The following is a 15,965-nucleotide window of genomic DNA, read 5'->3' on the forward strand; positions in this document are numbered from 1 at the left end:
ACGTGGTGAACCCCTCGACGACACAGGCGCGTGTCGTCGTCGACGAGCTCATTCGCGGCGGCGTGCGCGACGTGGTGTTGTGCCCCGGTTCGCGGAATGCGCCGCTGGCCTTCGCGCTGCATGATGCCGACCGCGCGGGACGTATCCGGCTGCACGTGCGTATCGACGAACGCACCGCCGGGTATCTGGCGATCGGGCTGGCGGTCAGCGCCAAGGCGCCGGTGTGTATCGCCATGACCTCGGGTACCGCGGTGGCCAACCTCGGCCCCGCGGTGGTCGAGGCGAACTACGCCCGGGTGCCGCTGATCGTGCTGAGCGCCAACCGGCCCTACGAGATGCTGGGCACCGGCGCCAACCAGACGATGGAGCAGCTGGGCTATTTCGGCAGCCAGGTCCGCGAGAACATCAGCCTCGGCCTGGCCGAGCCGCACACGGACCTGGCCGCGCTCAACGCCCAGTGGCGGTCGGCCACCTGCCGGGTGCTGGTGGCCGCCACCGGAGCACGCAGCGCCAACGCCGGCCCGGTGCAGTTCGACATCCCGCTGCGTGAGCCGCTGGTGCCCGACCGTGACGATCACGACGAGACCCCGCCCGGCCGCCCGGACGGCAAACCGTGGACCTACACACCACCGGTCGATTTCGACCAGCCGCTGGACATCGACCTGAGCCCGGACACCGTCGTCATCGCCGGGCACGGCGCGGGCATCCACCCGAACCTGGCCGGGCTGCCGACCGTCGCCGAACCCACAGCGCCGATGTCCGGACTCACCAATGCGCTGCATCCGCTGGCGCTGCCGCTGCTGCGTCCGCAGCAGGTCATCATGCTGGGCCGGCCCACCCTGCACCGCGCGGTGTCCGCGCTGCTCGCCGACCCCGCGGTGCCGGTCTTCGCTCTGACCACGGGCCCACGCTGGCCCGACGTCTCGGGCAACTCGCAGGCCACCGGTACCCGTGCCGTCACCACCGGTGCCGCCGATCCGAGCTGGCTGCGCCGCTGCGCCGAGCTGCACCGACGGACCCTGGCCGCGGTGCACACCCAGTTGGCCCAGCACCCGCTGACCACCGGCCTGCACGTGGCTGCGGCGGTGTCCGCCGCGCTGAGCGACGGCGACCAGCTGGTGCTCGGTGCCTCCAACCCAGTCCGCGATGTCGCGCTCGTGGGGCTGGCCGCCCCCGGTGTCTCGGTACGCTCCAATCGCGGGGTCGCCGGTATCGACGGCACCGTGTCCACGGCCATCGGCGCAGCGTTGGCCCATGAGCGCGCGGGCGGCGGTCCGCCGCGCAAGACCATCGCGCTGATCGGTGACCTGACCTTCGTGCACGACAGCTCCGGGCTGCTGATCGGGCCCACCGAGCCCACGCCGAAGAACCTGACCATCGTGGTGTCCAATGACAACGGCGGCGGCATCTTCGAACTGCTGGAGCAGGGCGACCCGCGCTTCTCCGACGTGTCCTCACGGATCTTCGGCACGCCGCATGATGTCGACGTGGGTGCCCTGTGCCGCGCCTACCACGTCGACTGCGCGCAGCTCGACGTGGACGACGTGACCGACGTCCTCAAGCAGCCGTACGACGGGATGCGGGTGCTGGAGGTGAAGGCCGACCGGTCGTCGCTGCGGGCGCTGCACGCGTCGATCAGGGCGGCGCTGTAGTGGGTGCACTCGCCGAGCGGCTGAAAGCCCTCTGGCGCATCGTGATTCCGCACATCGTCGGTGATGGGGCGCAGACCCGGCCACAGCGGGTGCTGCGCCGGATCCGGGTCGGCGTCGTGCTGGTCGCAGCCCTGGTGACATTCCAGTCCGTGTTGCTGGTGGTGGGCGCCTGGGTGAACGACGGTCAGATCGAACGCCATATGGGAGTGGCCGCAGCCGAGGTGCTCGACGCGGGCCCGCGCCGTTCCACCATCGAATTCGTGACACCGGACCGCGTCACCTACCGGCCCGAGCTCGGGGTGCTCTACCCGTCGGAGTTGGAGAACGGGATGCGCATCTACGTCGAATACGACAAGACCAATCCTGATCTGGTGCGCGTCCAGCACCGCAACGCCTCGCTGGCGATCATCCCGGCGGGTTCCATCGCGGTGCTGGCCTGGCTGATCGCCGGCGCGGTGCTGATCGTGGCCGAGGTGGTGGACCGGCGTCTCACGCCGATTCGACCAGCTTCTTGAGCCAGTCGTTGTCGTAGATGTCGACCTTGCGGTCCTTGTTGAGGTCGTAGACGGTCGGCGTGCCGGTGGCGGTCGGGTCGATGTCGTAGAGAAACCCGAAGTTCAGGTCCTCCATGCCCGAGACGTCCACCACCGCCTCACCGTCGGCGATCTGGGTGGCCTGGGCGTCGGGCACGCCGGCGGTGCGGGCCATCTCGGCCATCTCGTCGTCGGTGGGTCCCTTACCGCCGGGGTCCTGGTTGGCCCACAGCTCCTCGACGAACGACTGGAACGCGGTGGCCGGGGTGTGCTTGCCGGTGCCCGCCAGGAACAACGCGTTGGCGACCCGCTCCGAATGGTGGTTGCCGTCGGTGTCCAGGAACGTCATCGGACGGTAGGTCACCTGCAGGGCCCCGATACCGAGGTAATAGCGGATCCGATCGCCGAAATCGTGTTGCAGATCGGCGCAGTGGGTGCACTGCGGCTCGGTGTAGATCTCGATACGTGCCGGTGCCTCGGCGAATCCCGCGACGATGCCGAAGCCGTCTTTGCTCACCTCGGTCATCGGTTTCACCGGATCGGGCTGTGGGCTGCCGGGAATCTGGCGCGCGCACCCGACCCCGGTCAGCAGGGTGAATGAGGCCAGCACCACCAACCATCGACGCACAAGGGCAACCGTACCGCTGTCGTGGTGTTCGCACGCCATATGCCGGCACGCAACCGCGTTGTTAACCAGCGCTGCGACAGTGGGGACGTGCGCGTTGCAATCGTTGCCGAGTCCTTCCTCCCGAACGTCAACGGCGTCACCAACTCGGTGCTTCGGGTGATCGAGCATCTCCGCCGCACCGGTCACGAGGTCATCGTCATCGCCCCCGATACCCCGCGCGGCCAACCGCCGGCTGACCGGGTGTACGACGGTGTTCGGGTCCACCGGGTGCCGTCCAAGATGTTCCCCAAGGTCACCTCACTGCCGCTCGGGGTGCCGATGCCGCGAATGGTCAACGTACTACGCGGTTTCGACCCCGATGTCGTACACCTGGCGTCTCCCGCGCTGCTCGGGTGGGGTGGGCTGCATGCGGCCCGCCGACTCGGTGTGCCGACGGTGGCGGTATTCCAGACCGATGTGGCCGGGTTCGCCGAGAGCTACGGGGTCGGCATGCTGTCCCGGGTGTCGTGGGCGTGGACGCGGCGGCTGCACAGCAAGGCCGACCGCACCCTGGCACCGTCCACCGCTGCCATCGAAGACCTTGAGGCGCACCGTATTCCGCGGATCCACAAGTGGGGCCGCGGTGTCGATATCACCGGGTTCGTACCCTCGGCCCGGGACGAGGCGCTGCGCCGCCGGCTCTCCCCGCAGGGTAAGCCGATCGTCGGGTTCGTCGGCCGGCTGGCCCCGGAGAAGCACGTGGAGCGACTGGCGGTGCTGGCCGCCCGCGACGATCTGCAGGTGGTCGTCGTCGGTGAGGGTGTCGACCGGCCGAAGCTGGCCGCCCTCATGCCCGGCGCGGTGTTCACCGGGGCGCTCTACGGCGCCGAACTGGCCACCGCCTACGCGAGCATGGACGTGTTCGTGCATCCGGGTGAACACGAAACGTTCTGTCAGACCGTGCAAGAGGCGATGGCCTCCGGGGTACCGGTGGTCGCGCCGAACGCCGGCGGGCCGCGAGACCTGGTCGCCCCGATGCACACCGGATTGCTGCTCGGTGTCGACGAATTCGAGCACCGGCTGCCCGGAGCCGTCGACCACCTGATCGCCGAACGGGCCCGCTATTCCGCGGCCGCCCGGCGCAGCGTGCTCGCCCGGACCTGGCCAGCCGTATGCGAGGAACTGTTCGGCCACTACGAAGCCGTCATCGGCCTGCGCCAGCGCAAGGCGGCCTGAGCCGGCGCGACCGGACGGCAGCCTTTTCAGAAGACGAGCGGCGCGAGTTCGCGTGCGTGCGCGCGAAGTCTGTCGATATGGGTCAGCAGAGTGTCGGTTCGAGCCGATGGCCCGGCGATACAGAGAGCTCCAGCGGCATCACCCTCGGTATCGAGGAGTGGTACAGCGGCACAAGCGAGGCCAATTTCGAGCTGGTCGCTTTGCACAGCGAATTGCGCGGACCGTACGGCCCGTAGAGCCTCGTTGAGTTCGGCGAGGCTGGTGATGGTGTGTGGGGTTAGCTTCCGTAGTGCAGTGGGCGGAAGTAGTCGTTGCCAGGTCGAGGCGGACGCGAGCAGCAGATGGCCCGCCGCCGAGGCATGAAGATTGCGGACCAGTTCGCGTTCGGCGCGCACAGGGTGATCAGGATCGGCGTCCAGTACGCGAACCGACGTCGGGTGGAACACCAGGAGATGAATGGCGAACCGAACCTCGTCCCGCACGGCGGCCAGGTGTACTCGGGCGGCGTGGCACAGATTCGGCGTCGAGGCGGTGGTCAACAATCCGTTGAGCCGGGCCCCGAGCCCGAAGCCACGCAGGTCGGCGGTCCGGACCAGGTACTCCTCGGCGACCAGGGCATTGAGCAACCGGTATGCCGTTGCGGGTGGCATGTGCAGCGAAGTCGCGATCTCCTTCGCGGTTACCCCGAGGCCCAGCGCCGCAACGGTTTCCAGAATCTCCAATGAGTTCGAGACCGTGCTCGGATGATGAGGGGAAGGGTCGCGGCGGGCCGTCATCGGAACGGCACCGAGTCAAGCAGATCCCCCCGCTGGGTTTCGTCGTAGATGCCCACGGCGCTCAGTCGTTGTGGTGCCAGGAACCGAAGCCCGATGGTGTAGAGCACGCTGACGGCGAGCAGTGCGCCGTATACCGACAGCAGGACGGCGCCGTCGCGCCAGGCAAAGTAGATGGCGTTACCGAACAGCACAAGCAGGATCGTTGTGGTGAGGGCGCTCAGGACCGCACCGCCCAGTGTCGACTCGCCGATTCGGCGCAGCAGGATGGGTGCGGCGATGCATCCCGACAGGTACGTGCCCAGGTATCCGCAGGCGCTCAGCGTCAGAAAGATCAGCAGGCCGTCGTGGGGCTTCGTACCGGCGACGAGCACCACGATCGGGGCCGTGGTCACCACAACCATCGAGGCGATGATCGCGGGGGCCGGCGTTTTGAATCGAGGGTGCGTACGACCGAGCACGCTCGGGGCGACGCCCTCGCGTCCCATGCAGAACAGCACTCGTACAAGGGCGTTGATCGACGCCACGGTGCACGCGAAGAAGGAGGCGGCGATTCCCAGGTCGAGTATGGCGGACAGGGCCGTCGCGTGCTGGGCGGCGAGAAGGGCGACGAATGGCGTCGAACTGTGCTGGACCGAACTCGGTGCCCCATGCAGCGCGATCGCCAGGACGGTTACCGACGCCATGTAGAGCACCCCCGCAATCACGGGGGTCCACCGGATGGTCAAGGGTACGGAGCGAAACGGTTGGCGCGCTTCGCCGCTGAGCGTGGTGGAACTCTCGAAGCCGACGAATGCGCTGACGGCGACCACGACTCCGACCGCGAGATTCTGCGTGCCGGATGTCCAGGTCATCGCGGCGCGTACCGGCGTGCCGTGACGGAGCGTTGTGACGAGCACGAGCACGAAAAGGACAGCGAGCAGCGCGATCGAGATGCACTCGATCAGCAGGGTGATCCAGGCCGACACGCGTATGCCGCGAACCATGATCGCGGTGGCGATGACGGACGCACCGATGAGCACCGCAATGATGGCTGCCGTCGGAATCCCGGACGTGACTCCGAGTGAGACCATGATGTTGCACAGATAGGTTCCGACGGCGATCAGCCCCGCCATACCCACGGCGCCATAGCCGATGATGGCGGACCATCCCGTCGGCACCGCCACCAGCGGGCCCAGGCCGCGCGCCGTATAGCTGTAGATCCCCCCGACGGCGGACATCCGCTGCGCCATGGGACGCAGACACGCCGAGACCAGCAGCACCACAACAGCTGCCGCGGCGAAAGCCGCGATGGCGCCGCCGCCGCCGACGCTCGCCAGAACCAGCGCGGGTATGACGGCCGCGGCTCCCGACGGGGCGACCGCGGCGACCGACTGCGCAAACACCGGCATGAGCGGTAGTTGGCGGCGGGGGAGCCCGTGGATGGGGGATGAGGTGGCGACCAACGCTCGGGGACTGGCCATCGCTGAACTCTCATCCTGGGGCCGCTTGCGCGTTCGGAGCCGCCCGAATCCGCTCACCGGCGGGATCTGCGCGACATGTGACGACGCCCAGGGTCGGAGTAGCTCATGTCGAGGAGATGTCCTTCATGTTTCATGCATGTTAATCGGCGCGGGATTTTTGCAGGTCAAACTTCTCATGCGAGTTGTCCCCGATATGTGCTCCCGGTCACAAACCGCCGATAGTGTCCAGTGCGTGGCCGGCGAGCACCCGTGATCGGGGTGGCCGGTCCACCCATCGCGGCGCCGACCGGATCACGACGGACGGCAGTCGACCCAACCCTGCATGAGGAGCGATTGACCATGTCCATCCAAGAAACAGACCTGGCTCGCGCAGATCTGGGCAGTGCGCACCCGCTGGACCCGCTGGCCGGGCGGGAGATCGCCCGCGCGGTCGCCGTCCTCAAAGGCGGTCCGGCAGCTGCTGACAGCTTCCGCTTCGTTCAGGTCGAGCTTCACGAACCCTCGAAAGACCAGTTACGTCAGAATCTTTCGGACATCACCCGGCGGGCGGATGCCGTACTGATCGATAGGGCGACCGGACATTCGTATGAGGCCGCCGTGGACCTGGACACCGACACCGTCGCCGACTGGAAGCGCCGCCCCACGGGCACCCAGCCGCCAATCATGCTCGACGAGTTCGCCGAATGCGAAGAGAACTGCAAGAAGGACCCACGCGTGGTCGAGGCGCTGGCCGGCCGCGGCCTGACCGATCTGGACCTGGTGTGTATCGAACCGTGGTCGGCCGGTTACTACGGCGCAGATGATCAAGGCCGCCGGCTGATGCGCACCCTGGTGTTCGTCCGCCACGATCCCGATGACAACCCCTACGCACACCCCGCCGAAGGTCTGATCATCATCTACGACCTCAACACTGGCGAAGTGGTAGAGATCGAGGACAACGGCTTTGTCCCGGTTCCGCATGCCACCGGCAACTACCTGCCCCAGCACGTCGGACCCACCCGCACGGACATCAAACCGATCGAGATCCGTTCTCCCGAAGGCCGCTCCTTCACCGTCGACGGTCAGCACGTCAGCTGGGGCGATTGGAGCTTCCGGGTCGGATTCACCCCGCGTGAGGGCCTCGTGTTGCATCAGATGACGTTCCGGGACAAAGGCCGGGAACGGTCGGTCATCAACCGTGCCTCGCTGGTGGAGATGGTGGTGCCCTACGGCGACCCGTCACCGGTGCAGCACAAGAAGAACGCCTTCGACGCGGGCGAGTACAACATCGGTGCGCTGGCGAACTCGCTGGCACTGGGCTGCGACTGCCTCGGTGAGATCCACTACTTCGACGCTGTGGTCAGCGATAGTCATGGAAACCCGTTCACCATCAAGAACGCCGTCTGCATGCACGAAGAAGACGATTCCATCATGTGGAAGCACTACGACTACCGGCAGGACACCGCCGAGGTCCGTCGCTCACGCAAGCTGGTCGTCTCGTTCATCGCCACCGTCGCCAACTACGAATACGGCTTCTACTGGCACCTCTACCTCGATGGCACCATCGAGTTCCTGGTCAAAGCGACCGGCATTCTGTCCACCGCGGGGCAGGTTGCCGGCACAAAGTCGCTGTACGGGCAGACCCTCAACAACGACGGTCTCTATGCCCCGATCCATCAGCACATCTTCAATGTGCGACTGGACTTCGAACTCGACGGACCTCGCAATGCCGTCTACGAGGTAGATACCGTTGTGCCCGAAGACAACCCAACCCAGAGTTGCTTCTATACCGTCGACCGCTTACTCCCTCGAGAACAAGATGCCGTACGCCGCGCCGACGCGGGCAAGCACCGGTTCTGGAAGATCGTCAACCATGACAGTCGGAACCTCGTCGATGAGCCCGTGGCCTACCGGTTACAGCCCACCGACGCGATCACCCTGTGCGCCACACCCGAATCGTGGGTGTCCAAACGTGCCGGCTTCGCCACCAACAACTTCTGGGTCACGGCGTACGACGAGTCCGAGCGTTACCCCGCCGGGGACCCGAACCAGTCTCGTGGAGGTGCCGGCCTGCCCGAATACGTTGCGGCCAACCGCGACATCGTCGACCAGGACATCGTCGTGTGGTACACGTTCGGCATGCATCATGTGGTGCGGCTGGAGGACTGGCCGGTCATGCCCCGTCAGCACGTGGGATTCATTCTGCAGCCGCACGGCTTCTTCGACCAGAATCCGACACTCAATCTGCCAGTGCCCGAGCGGAATTCCGGTGTCGATCACTGCGGATGCGAGGGCTGACGATGAATCGACCCGCAGCCGATTCGGCGCTGCCTGAGCATCACGTGGACAGGCTGAAACCGAACACCCTGGGGCTGATCGATGTGGTGTTCATGGCCGTGGCCACCGCAGCCCCGATCACGGCGATGAGCGGTAACGTACCGTTCTCGGTGGGATTCGGGGTAGGAACCGGGACCCCGGCCACCTATATCTATGCCACTGTGGTGCTGAGCGTTTTCGCGGTCGGCTACGTCGCCATGGCCAGGCACGTGACCTCCACCGGAGCCTTCTACGGCTTCATCTCTCACGGTCTCGGCCGCGTCGCCGGGCTGGGCGCGGGCTACATGGTCACGTTCTGCTACTCGGTGTTCGAGGCTGCTCTGGTCGGGATCTTCGCGTACTTCGGCAACAAGGTCTTCATCGATCAGGTGGGCGTCGACATCCCGTGGCCGTGGTTCGCCTTTGCTTGTATCGCGATCAACGCAGCCTTGGCGTATTTCGACATCTCGCTGGCAGCGAAGGTTCTGTCGATCTTCCTGATCACCGAGATCGCGATTCTGGCCGTCATGGCATTCGCCGTGCTGTTCCACGGCGGAGGTCCAGATGGCTTGATGACCGATGCCATCAATCCCCTGAATGCGTTCAAACCCAACGGTTTGGCCATCGCAGCACCTGGGCTGGCCATGTTCATCGCGTTCTGGTCGTGGACCGGATTCGAGTCGACGGTCATGTACGGCGAGGAATCACGCAACCCGCGCAAAATCATCCCGATCGCCACGCTCGTCGCGGTTACCGGGGTGGGCCTGTTCTACATCTTCGTCTCGTGGATGACGGTGGCCGGAAACGGCCGGGCGGAGTCCATCGCCAGGGCACAGGGCAGCAACCCGTTGGACATGTTCTTTCATCCGACCGAGGTGTTCGCCGGGCATTGGGCTGTCCTGATCTTCCAGTGGCTGATGATGAGTGGGTCTTTCGCGTGCGCGCTGGCATTCCACAACTGCGCTTCGCGGTACGGATACGCACTTGGCAGGGAAGGGCTCCTGCCCCGGGTACTGGGCCGCACCCACCGCACACACGGGTCACCGTTCGCGGCATCCTTTGCGCAGTCGGCGGTGGCAGCGGTATGGATCACCGGGTTCTGGGCTTTCAAGAAGGATCCCTACCTGGATATCTTCGTGCTACTGGCGGTGGTCGGTACCTTCTCATTGCTGATCGTGCAGACCATCACCATGGCGGCGGTCTTTAACTACTTCCGCCAGCACCACCCCGGCGAGAGCGTCTGGCGTGTCCGGGTGGCACCGGTCGCAGGCGGGCTCGGCATGCTCGCCGTCGTGGTTCTGATGATCCAGAATCTGGACACCGCAGCGGGATCGGCCGCCCAGTCGCTGTTGTTCAAATTGATCCCCTACATCGCCGTCACGCTGTTCAGCATTGGCGTGGTCGTGGCCCTCTACCTGCGGCGCACATCGCCGGAGAAATACCAGATGATCGGCCGAGTCGTCCTGGCCGTAGACGGTACAGGTCCGGTCTATGACACGGACGGCGAAGGCGACGGACCGGGGGAGGCGACGGCCTCGCCTACCGCGCGTTCTCCCGAACAGGCTCCGCTGGCCTGACCGACCCAAGCAGAGTCGCCGGCATCTTGTACCCGGTGCCGGCGGCTCTCCTGTCAACCACCCTCCGGCAAGGAAGCTCATCATGACCACACCGGTACTGCTGACGAATCCGAACGTCGAGCACAGGTTCGGGCGTCCCCTTGCGGTGCTCTCATTGGTCTGCTCGCTTGCCCACATTCCGCTTTTGTCAACACATTTCACTTCTGCACCTGTGGTGACGGCCGTGATGGCGGTACTCGCGTTGGCTTGTATCCCGTGTGCCCGCAAACTCTGGGCGGCGCCGACCACCCAGGACTGCGTCGTCGCTGCGGCGCTGGCTGCGGCTATGGTCGGCTTGCACCTCATCCTTGCGTTGTCGATGTCTGCCGACGAGTACGACGTGCCGGCCGGGCTGTCGGCACACGTGCACCACCAAATCGGGTCCGCCGGCGTTCAGTCGCCGGTCCCGATGGCCGCTACGGCGATTCATCAGCACATGCCGATGAATCCCGTTGTGGCGCTCCTCTTCTATACGGCCACCGCTCTCGCTGTTCTGCAGATCGTGTTCAATGTGGCGGCCGTGTTGAGCACTGTGGCCGCGGCGAAAACCGATCAGCCCTGAGCTTCGATCGAAACGGGTTGCCACTCTTCCCAGGTGGCCAGCCGGGACTGGTAGTCGGCCTTGGCCAACTGCAGCGGCAGCTCCCCGAAGAACACCCGCAGCGGCGGCTTCTCGGCGTCGACGATCTTGAGTACGGCGGCGGCCGAAGCCTTCGGGTCGCCGGATTTGGCGACGCGTTTGGCGCGGGCCTCCTGTGCCTGCCGGTGCGCCTCGGCGTAGTCGGGCAGCGGTGTCGCGCGCTTGGCCGACGAGCCGGCCCAGTCGGTGTCGAAGCCACCCGGCTCGATCAGCGTCACATGGATGCCGAACGACGCCACCTCCTGGGCCAGTGCTTGCGAGAAGCCCTCCAGCGCCCACTTCGAGGCGTGGTAGATCCCGACGTTCGGGAACGCGGTGATCCCGCCGATCGAGGACACCTGGATGAGGTGGCCACTGCGCTGCGCCCGCAGGTAGGGCAGCGCAGCCTGGGTGACCCAGAGCGCGCCGAACACGTTGGTCTCGATCTGGTCCCTGGCTTCGGTCTCGGAGAGCTCCTCGATGAAGCCGAACTGGCCGTAGCCGGCGTTGTTGACCACGACATCCAGCCGGCCGAAGTGGTCGTGGGCCTGCGTGACGGCGGCGAAGTCGGCCGCGCGGTCGTCGACGTCCAGGCGCAGCGGCAGCACCGCCTCGCCGTACTTCCGGGTGAGGTCCTCCAGCGTGGCGGTATCGCGCGCGGTCGCGGCGACCTTGTCACCGCGGTCCAGGGCCGCGACGGCCCATTCCCGGCCGAAGCCCCGGGATGCGCCGGTGATGAACCAGATCTTCTCAGCCATATAACAGCCCTCCTCAGGTGCCTACGACCGATACCAACGTCACCTCGGGACGCCCATTCCCGGAAGTACGGGATTCACAGGTAGTTTTAGTGCGGTGAGTCGAGCGACGCTGGAGAAAGACCCCCATGAGGTGGCGTCGATGTTCGACGCCGTGGCCCGCCGCTATGACCTCACCAATACGGTGATGTCGCTGGGCCAGGACCGGTTCTGGCGCCGTCAGACGCGCGCTGCGCTGCAGATCGGCCCGGGCGACAAGGTGCTGGACCTGGCGGCCGGGACGGCGGTGTCCACGGTGGAGCTGACGGCCTCCGGCGCGTGGTGTGTGGCGGCCGACTTCTCGGTGGGCATGCTCGGTGCGGGCGCATCCCGCGCGGTGCCGAAGGTGGGTGCCGATGCGACCAGGCTGCCGTTCGCGGACGGCGTGTTCGATGCGGTGACCATCAGCTTCGGGTTGCGCAATGTGGTCGACCATGTGGCGGGCCTGCGCGAGATGGCCCGGGTGACCCGTCCGGGTGGCCGTCTGGTGGTGTGCGAGTTCTCCACGCCGACCAATCGTCCGTTCGCGACGGTGTACAAGGAGTACCTGATGAAGGCGCTGCCCGCGATGGCGTCGGCGGTGTCCAGCAACCCGGATGCCTATGTGTACCTGGCCGAATCGATCCGCGCGTGGCCCGACCAGGCCGCACTCGCGGACCGGATCGCCGATGCCGGCTGGGGCTCGGTGCGTTGGCGCAACCTCACCGGCGGCATCGTCGCATTGCATGCGGCGGTGAAACCGCCCGTCGACTGAAGCGCCCTGGCGTGAGCATCCCCGTACTCGCCGTCGCCGGGCACCTCGGTGCCGGTAAGACCACGTTGCTCAACCACCTGCTGCGCAACAGCTCCGGTGCCCGAATAGGCGCTCTGGTCAACGATTTCGGTGCCGTCAACATCGATGCCATGCTGGTCGCCGGTCAGGTGGACGCGATGGCCTCGCTCTCGAACGGGTGCATCTGTTGTGTCACCGACGACGGTGAGGTGGCCGAGATGCTCGGCAAGCTGGCGGCGGTCAAGCCCCGGTTGGACCTCATCGTGGTGGAGGCCAGCGGCGTCGCGGAGCCCCCGGCTCTGGCCCGCACCATCATGGCGGTGGACGACAAGCGCTTCCACTACGCCGGGCTGGTCCTGGTGGTCGACGCGACCGCACCGGCAGACCTCGAGCACGGGGTACGGGTGGCCGACCTGGTGGTGCTGAACAAGGCCTCTGCGGCAGGGGATCTGGTAGCGGTCACCGCGCAGGTGCGGGCGCTACACCCCGCAGTGCCGTTGTTGCCCACCGATTTCGCCACCATCGACCCCCGGTTGCTGATCGATCCCGCGCCCCGCCCACCGCGCGCACAGATGTCGTTCGACGAGCTGCTGCACGAATATCATCACCATGACCATGACCATCCCGCGTACCAGAGCGTCGAGTTCCGGGCCGACAGCACGCTGAACCCGCGCCAGTTCATGGCACTGCTCCGCGATCGGCCCCAAGGGTTGTACCGGGCAAAGGGTTTCGTGGACTTCGGCCCGGGGCACCGGTATGTGCTGCAGTTGGTGGGCGGATCGGTCCGGTTCGAGAGGCAGCGGCGGGCCGGCACCGAACTGGTGTTCATAGGCACCGATATCGACACCACCGCACTCCGGTCCGCGTTGGACGCGTGCCTCACCGAGCCCGCCGACGAGGCGGCGATCCTCGGCGTGCTCAAGTACGTGGTCTAGGTATGCTGACCGCTCACCCGAGTGCGAGGAGCTGTGTTGTTCAAGGTCAACGAGTACTTCGACGGCGATGTCGCCTCGATCGCGTTCGCGACGGCCGACGGCCCGGCGACCGTGGGTGTCATGGCCGTCGGGGAGTACGAGTTCGGCACGTCGACCCAGGAGATCATGCACGTCGTCTCCGGTGCGCTGACGGTCAAGCTGCCCGGCCGCGATGACTGGGAAACCTTCGCTGCCGGAACACAGTTCACCGTGCCGACGGACAGCACATTCGGGGTGCGCGCCGAGGTGGAGACGGCCTACCTGTGCGAGTACCGCTGAGGCTCAGCTGAACGGCTTGCGCTGATCGAGCCGTCGTGACGCCATTCCGGCCGACCGCCACACCCGGGCGGTCCAGTCCTCGTCTTCGTCGGTGACCAGGTTGCCCATCATGCGTACCGCGACCTTCATCAGGAACTCCGACCGCATGGCCACCGGACCGGCCATCGGCAGGAATCGCGGATAGGTGAGCAGCAGCGCCAGCCGCCGTGCGGCCGAGAAGCCGCGCGCGTAGTGCTCGGTGAGCACGGCGGGCCAGGCCTGGGTGAGATCTCGCTGGTCCAGGAGTTCGGCGGCCAGCCGTCCGGTCTCCAGGCCGTAGTCGATACCTTCGCCGTTGAGCGGGTTCACGCACGCTGCGGCGTCGCCGATGAGCATCCAGTTGGGTCCGGCCACACCGGATACCGCCCCACCCATCGGGAGCAGTGCGGACAGCCCGGCCCGAGGTGATCCCGTGAAACCCCATTCCTCGCGGCGTAGGCCCGCGTAGTAGGCCATCAGCCGCGGCAGTCGGACGTCGGCGGGCCGCTTGGCGGTGGCCAGCGCCCCCACCCCGATGTTCACCTCGCCGTTGCCCAGCGGGAAGATCCAGCCGTACCCGGGTAGGACTTCGCCTTCGGGGGAACGCAATTCGAGATGTGAGGTGAGCCACGGTTCGTCGGCGCGCGCGGAGGCAAGGTACCCACGGATCGCCACCGCGTAGACGGTCTCCTGATGCCAGGTGCGGCCGAGGACCCGGCCCAGCGTCGAGCGGGCGCCGTCGGCGACGATCAGCGTGCCCACGCCGATCTCGGTGCCGTCATCCAGGGTCAGTGCCGACACTCGACCACCGGAATCATGTTGCACACCAACGGCTTTTGATCCCAGGAGCATCTTCGCGCCGTCGTCGGCGGCGACCATCCGGACCCGGTCGTCGAGTTCGGTGCGGGGCACGGCACTGCTGGTCGACGGGAACGACGGGCCCGGCCAGCCGATCTCGACGTCGGCGCCGAATCCGGACATCCGCAGACCGTGGTGCCGGATTCTGCCGTCCAGCCAGGTGCCCAGGCCGAGCCGCTCCAGCTCGGCGACCGCCCGCGGGGTCAGTCCGTCACCGCACGCCTTGTCCCGGGGGAACTGCGCCGAGTCGATCACCAGCACGTCCCGACCGGCGCGTGCCGCCCAGGCCGCGGCCGACGAACCCGCGGGCCCGGCACCGACGACCACCACATCTGCCTTCATTGCTCCCCGGGGCGCTCCGCTCCTGCCCGCCGTATCCAGCATGACTCACAGTATGTTGGAACCATGAGGACACCGGGGAGTGTGGTGGCGGGGGTGGACTTCGGGGACCCGGAGTTTGCCGCACGGGTGCGCGACGGTGTCGCCCGCGTCGAGGACCTGATGTCCACTGAACTGGGCAAAGCCGATGAACTGATGGCCGAGGCCGTCCAGCATCTGTTCCAGGCCGGTGGCAAGCGCTTCCGTCCGCTGTTCACCGTGCTGTCCGCCTCCCTGGGCCCCAGTCCCGATCATCCCGACGTCGCCATCGCGGGCGCGGTGATCGAGCTGGTGCATCTGGCCACGCTGTACCACGACGACGTGATGGACGAGGCGCAGGTGCGCCGCGGCGCCGACAGCGCCAACGCACGCTGGGGCAACAACATCGCCATCCTCGCCGGCGACTACCTGTTCGCGACCGCGTCGCGGCTGGTGTCGAGGCTGGGACCCGAAGCGGTGCGGGTGATCGCCGACACCTTCGCCCAGCTGGTGACGGGGCAGATGCGCGAGACCCGGGGTGCGGTCACCGGCGCCGACGAGGTCGAGCACTACCTGAAGGTGGTGTACGAGAAGACCGCCTGCCTGATTGTGGCCTCCGGCCGGTTCGGTGCCACGTTCTCCGGTGCCGGCCAGGAGCAGATCGAGCGGCTGGCCCGGCTCGGCGGCATCGTCGGTACGGCTTTCCAGATCTCCGACGACATCATCGACATCGACAGCGACCCTGACGAGTCGGGCAAGCTGCCGGGCACCGACCTGCGTGAAGGGGTGCACACACTGCCCGTGCTGTACGCCCTGCGGGAGCAGGGGGCCGACGGCGACCGGCTGCGGGCCCTGCTGGACGGTCCGGTCACCGACGACGCCGAGGTGGCCGAGGCGCTCGGCCTGCTGCGCCGCTCGCCCGGGATGACGCGGGCCAAGGAGGCGGTGGCCGACTACGCGCGTCAGGCCCGCGCTGAATTGGACCTGTTGCCCGCGGGGCCGGGGAGGGCCGCGTTGGCGACGCTGGTGGACTACACCGTCAACCGGCACGGATAACCGGCGCAGGAACCTGCGGGGGGTGGCTCGGCGTTACAGGGAGCGGGGACTTTCGTAGGAAGG

15 protein-coding genes are annotated in these 15,965 nt (G+C 66.8%); 10 read left to right on the forward strand and 5 right to left on the reverse strand.

Annotated features, from left to right (window positions below):
- The first annotated feature begins 5 nt into the window (after positions 1-5).
- Both menD and FHU31_RS05915 read left to right on the forward strand, forming a co-directional pair.
- Positions 6-1,652, forward strand: a complete 1,647-nt coding sequence (gene menD / locus FHU31_RS05910) for a 2-succinyl-5-enolpyruvyl-6-hydroxy-3-cyclohexene-1-carboxylic-acid synthase (RefSeq protein ID WP_167156681.1) — start codon at positions 6-8, stop codon at positions 1,650-1,652.
- Positions 1,652-2,167, forward strand: a complete 516-nt coding sequence (locus FHU31_RS05915) for a DUF3592 domain-containing protein (RefSeq protein WP_167156683.1) — start codon at positions 1,652-1,654, stop codon at positions 2,165-2,167. The genes menD and FHU31_RS05915 overlap by 1 nt, the downstream gene beginning before the upstream one ends.
- On the opposite strand, the gene FHU31_RS05920 is transcribed toward FHU31_RS05915, so the two are convergent.
- Entirely contained in the window at positions 2,142-2,813 is a 672-nt protein-coding gene (locus FHU31_RS05920) for a DsbA family protein (RefSeq protein WP_263987997.1), read from the reverse strand. The two genes, FHU31_RS05915 and FHU31_RS05920, sit on opposite strands and share 26 nt — an antisense overlap.
- An 87-nt stretch (positions 2,814-2,900) precedes the next feature.
- Here FHU31_RS05920 and FHU31_RS05925 point away from each other — a divergent pair, with 87 nt between their 5' ends.
- Positions 2,901-4,028, forward strand: coding sequence for a glycosyltransferase family 4 protein (locus FHU31_RS05925; protein ID WP_167156687.1), 1,128 nt, complete (start codon positions 2,901-2,903; stop codon positions 4,026-4,028).
- A 26-nt stretch (positions 4,029-4,054) separates the two neighbouring features.
- On the opposite strand, the gene FHU31_RS05930 is transcribed toward FHU31_RS05925, so the two are convergent.
- Both FHU31_RS05930 and FHU31_RS05935 read right to left on the reverse strand, forming a co-directional pair.
- Positions 4,055-4,804 carry an IclR family transcriptional regulator gene (locus FHU31_RS05930; protein WP_167156689.1) on the reverse strand — a complete coding sequence of 250 codons (750 nt, stop codon included), beginning with the start codon at positions 4,802-4,804 and terminating at the stop codon, positions 4,055-4,057.
- Positions 4,801-6,264 (reverse strand): APC family permease, encoded by a 1,464-nt coding sequence (locus tag FHU31_RS05935; RefSeq protein ID WP_167156691.1) that lies wholly within the window; start codon positions 6,262-6,264, stop codon positions 4,801-4,803. The genes FHU31_RS05930 and FHU31_RS05935 overlap by 4 nt, the downstream gene beginning before the upstream one ends.
- A 339-nt stretch (positions 6,265-6,603) precedes the next feature.
- On the opposite strand from FHU31_RS05935, the gene FHU31_RS05940 reads away from it, so the two are divergent.
- The 3 genes from FHU31_RS05940 (at position 6,604) to FHU31_RS05950 (ending at position 10,737) form a co-directional block, all read left to right on the forward strand.
- The gene (locus FHU31_RS05940) at positions 6,604-8,541 is read left to right on the forward strand and encodes a primary-amine oxidase (RefSeq protein WP_167156693.1); all 1,938 of its coding nucleotides are present in this window, start codon (positions 6,604-6,606) and stop codon (positions 8,539-8,541) included.
- Positions 8,542-8,543: 2 nt separating this feature from the next.
- Positions 8,544-10,136: an APC family permease gene (locus FHU31_RS05945; RefSeq protein WP_167156695.1), complete on the forward strand. Its 1,593-nt coding sequence runs from the start codon at positions 8,544-8,546 to the stop codon at positions 10,134-10,136.
- A gap of 82 nt (positions 10,137-10,218) precedes the next feature.
- Positions 10,219-10,737 carry a hypothetical protein gene (locus tag FHU31_RS05950; RefSeq protein WP_167156697.1) on the forward strand — a complete coding sequence of 173 codons (519 nt, stop codon included), beginning with the start codon at positions 10,219-10,221 and terminating at the stop codon, positions 10,735-10,737.
- Here the strand turns inward: FHU31_RS05950 and FHU31_RS05955 are convergent.
- The gene (locus tag FHU31_RS05955; protein ID WP_167156698.1) at positions 10,728-11,552 is read right to left on the reverse strand and encodes an SDR family oxidoreductase; all 825 of its coding nucleotides are present in this window, start codon (positions 11,550-11,552) and stop codon (positions 10,728-10,730) included. The two genes, FHU31_RS05950 and FHU31_RS05955, sit on opposite strands and share 10 nt — an antisense overlap.
- A gap of 94 nt (positions 11,553-11,646) precedes the next feature.
- On the opposite strand from FHU31_RS05955, the gene FHU31_RS05960 reads away from it, so the two are divergent.
- The 3 genes from FHU31_RS05960 to ppnP are packed head-to-tail and all read left to right on the forward strand — an operon-like array spanning position 11,647 to position 13,613.
- On the forward strand, positions 11,647-12,342 hold the full coding sequence (locus FHU31_RS05960; RefSeq protein ID WP_167156700.1) for a demethylmenaquinone methyltransferase: 696 nt from the start codon (positions 11,647-11,649) through the stop codon (positions 12,340-12,342).
- 11 nt (positions 12,343-12,353) lie between these two features.
- The gene (locus FHU31_RS05965) at positions 12,354-13,295 is read left to right on the forward strand and encodes a CobW family GTP-binding protein (protein WP_167156701.1); all 942 of its coding nucleotides are present in this window, start codon (positions 12,354-12,356) and stop codon (positions 13,293-13,295) included.
- A 33-nt stretch (positions 13,296-13,328) separates the two neighbouring features.
- A complete protein-coding gene (ppnP, locus tag FHU31_RS05970; RefSeq protein ID WP_235683531.1) occupies positions 13,329-13,613 on the forward strand; it encodes a pyrimidine/purine nucleoside phosphorylase in 285 nt (94 codons plus the stop codon).
- Positions 13,614-13,616: 3 nt separating this feature from the next.
- On the opposite strand, the gene menJ is transcribed toward ppnP, so the two are convergent.
- The gene (gene menJ, locus FHU31_RS05975; protein WP_167156705.1) at positions 13,617-14,831 is read right to left on the reverse strand and encodes a menaquinone reductase MenJ; all 1,215 of its coding nucleotides are present in this window, start codon (positions 14,829-14,831) and stop codon (positions 13,617-13,619) included.
- A 63-nt stretch (positions 14,832-14,894) separates the two neighbouring features.
- On the opposite strand from menJ, the gene grcC1 reads away from it, so the two are divergent.
- Positions 14,895-15,902, forward strand: coding sequence for a nonaprenyl/(2E,6E)-farnesyl/geranylgeranyl diphosphat synthase (grcC1, locus tag FHU31_RS05980; protein ID WP_167156707.1), 1,008 nt, complete (start codon positions 14,895-14,897; stop codon positions 15,900-15,902).
- Positions 15,903-15,965: the final 63 nt, after the last annotated feature.

The sequence above is a fragment of the Mycolicibacterium fluoranthenivorans genome (assembly GCF_011758805.1).
GTDB classification, from domain to species: domain Bacteria; phylum Actinomycetota; class Actinomycetes; order Mycobacteriales; family Mycobacteriaceae; genus Mycobacterium; species Mycobacterium fluoranthenivorans.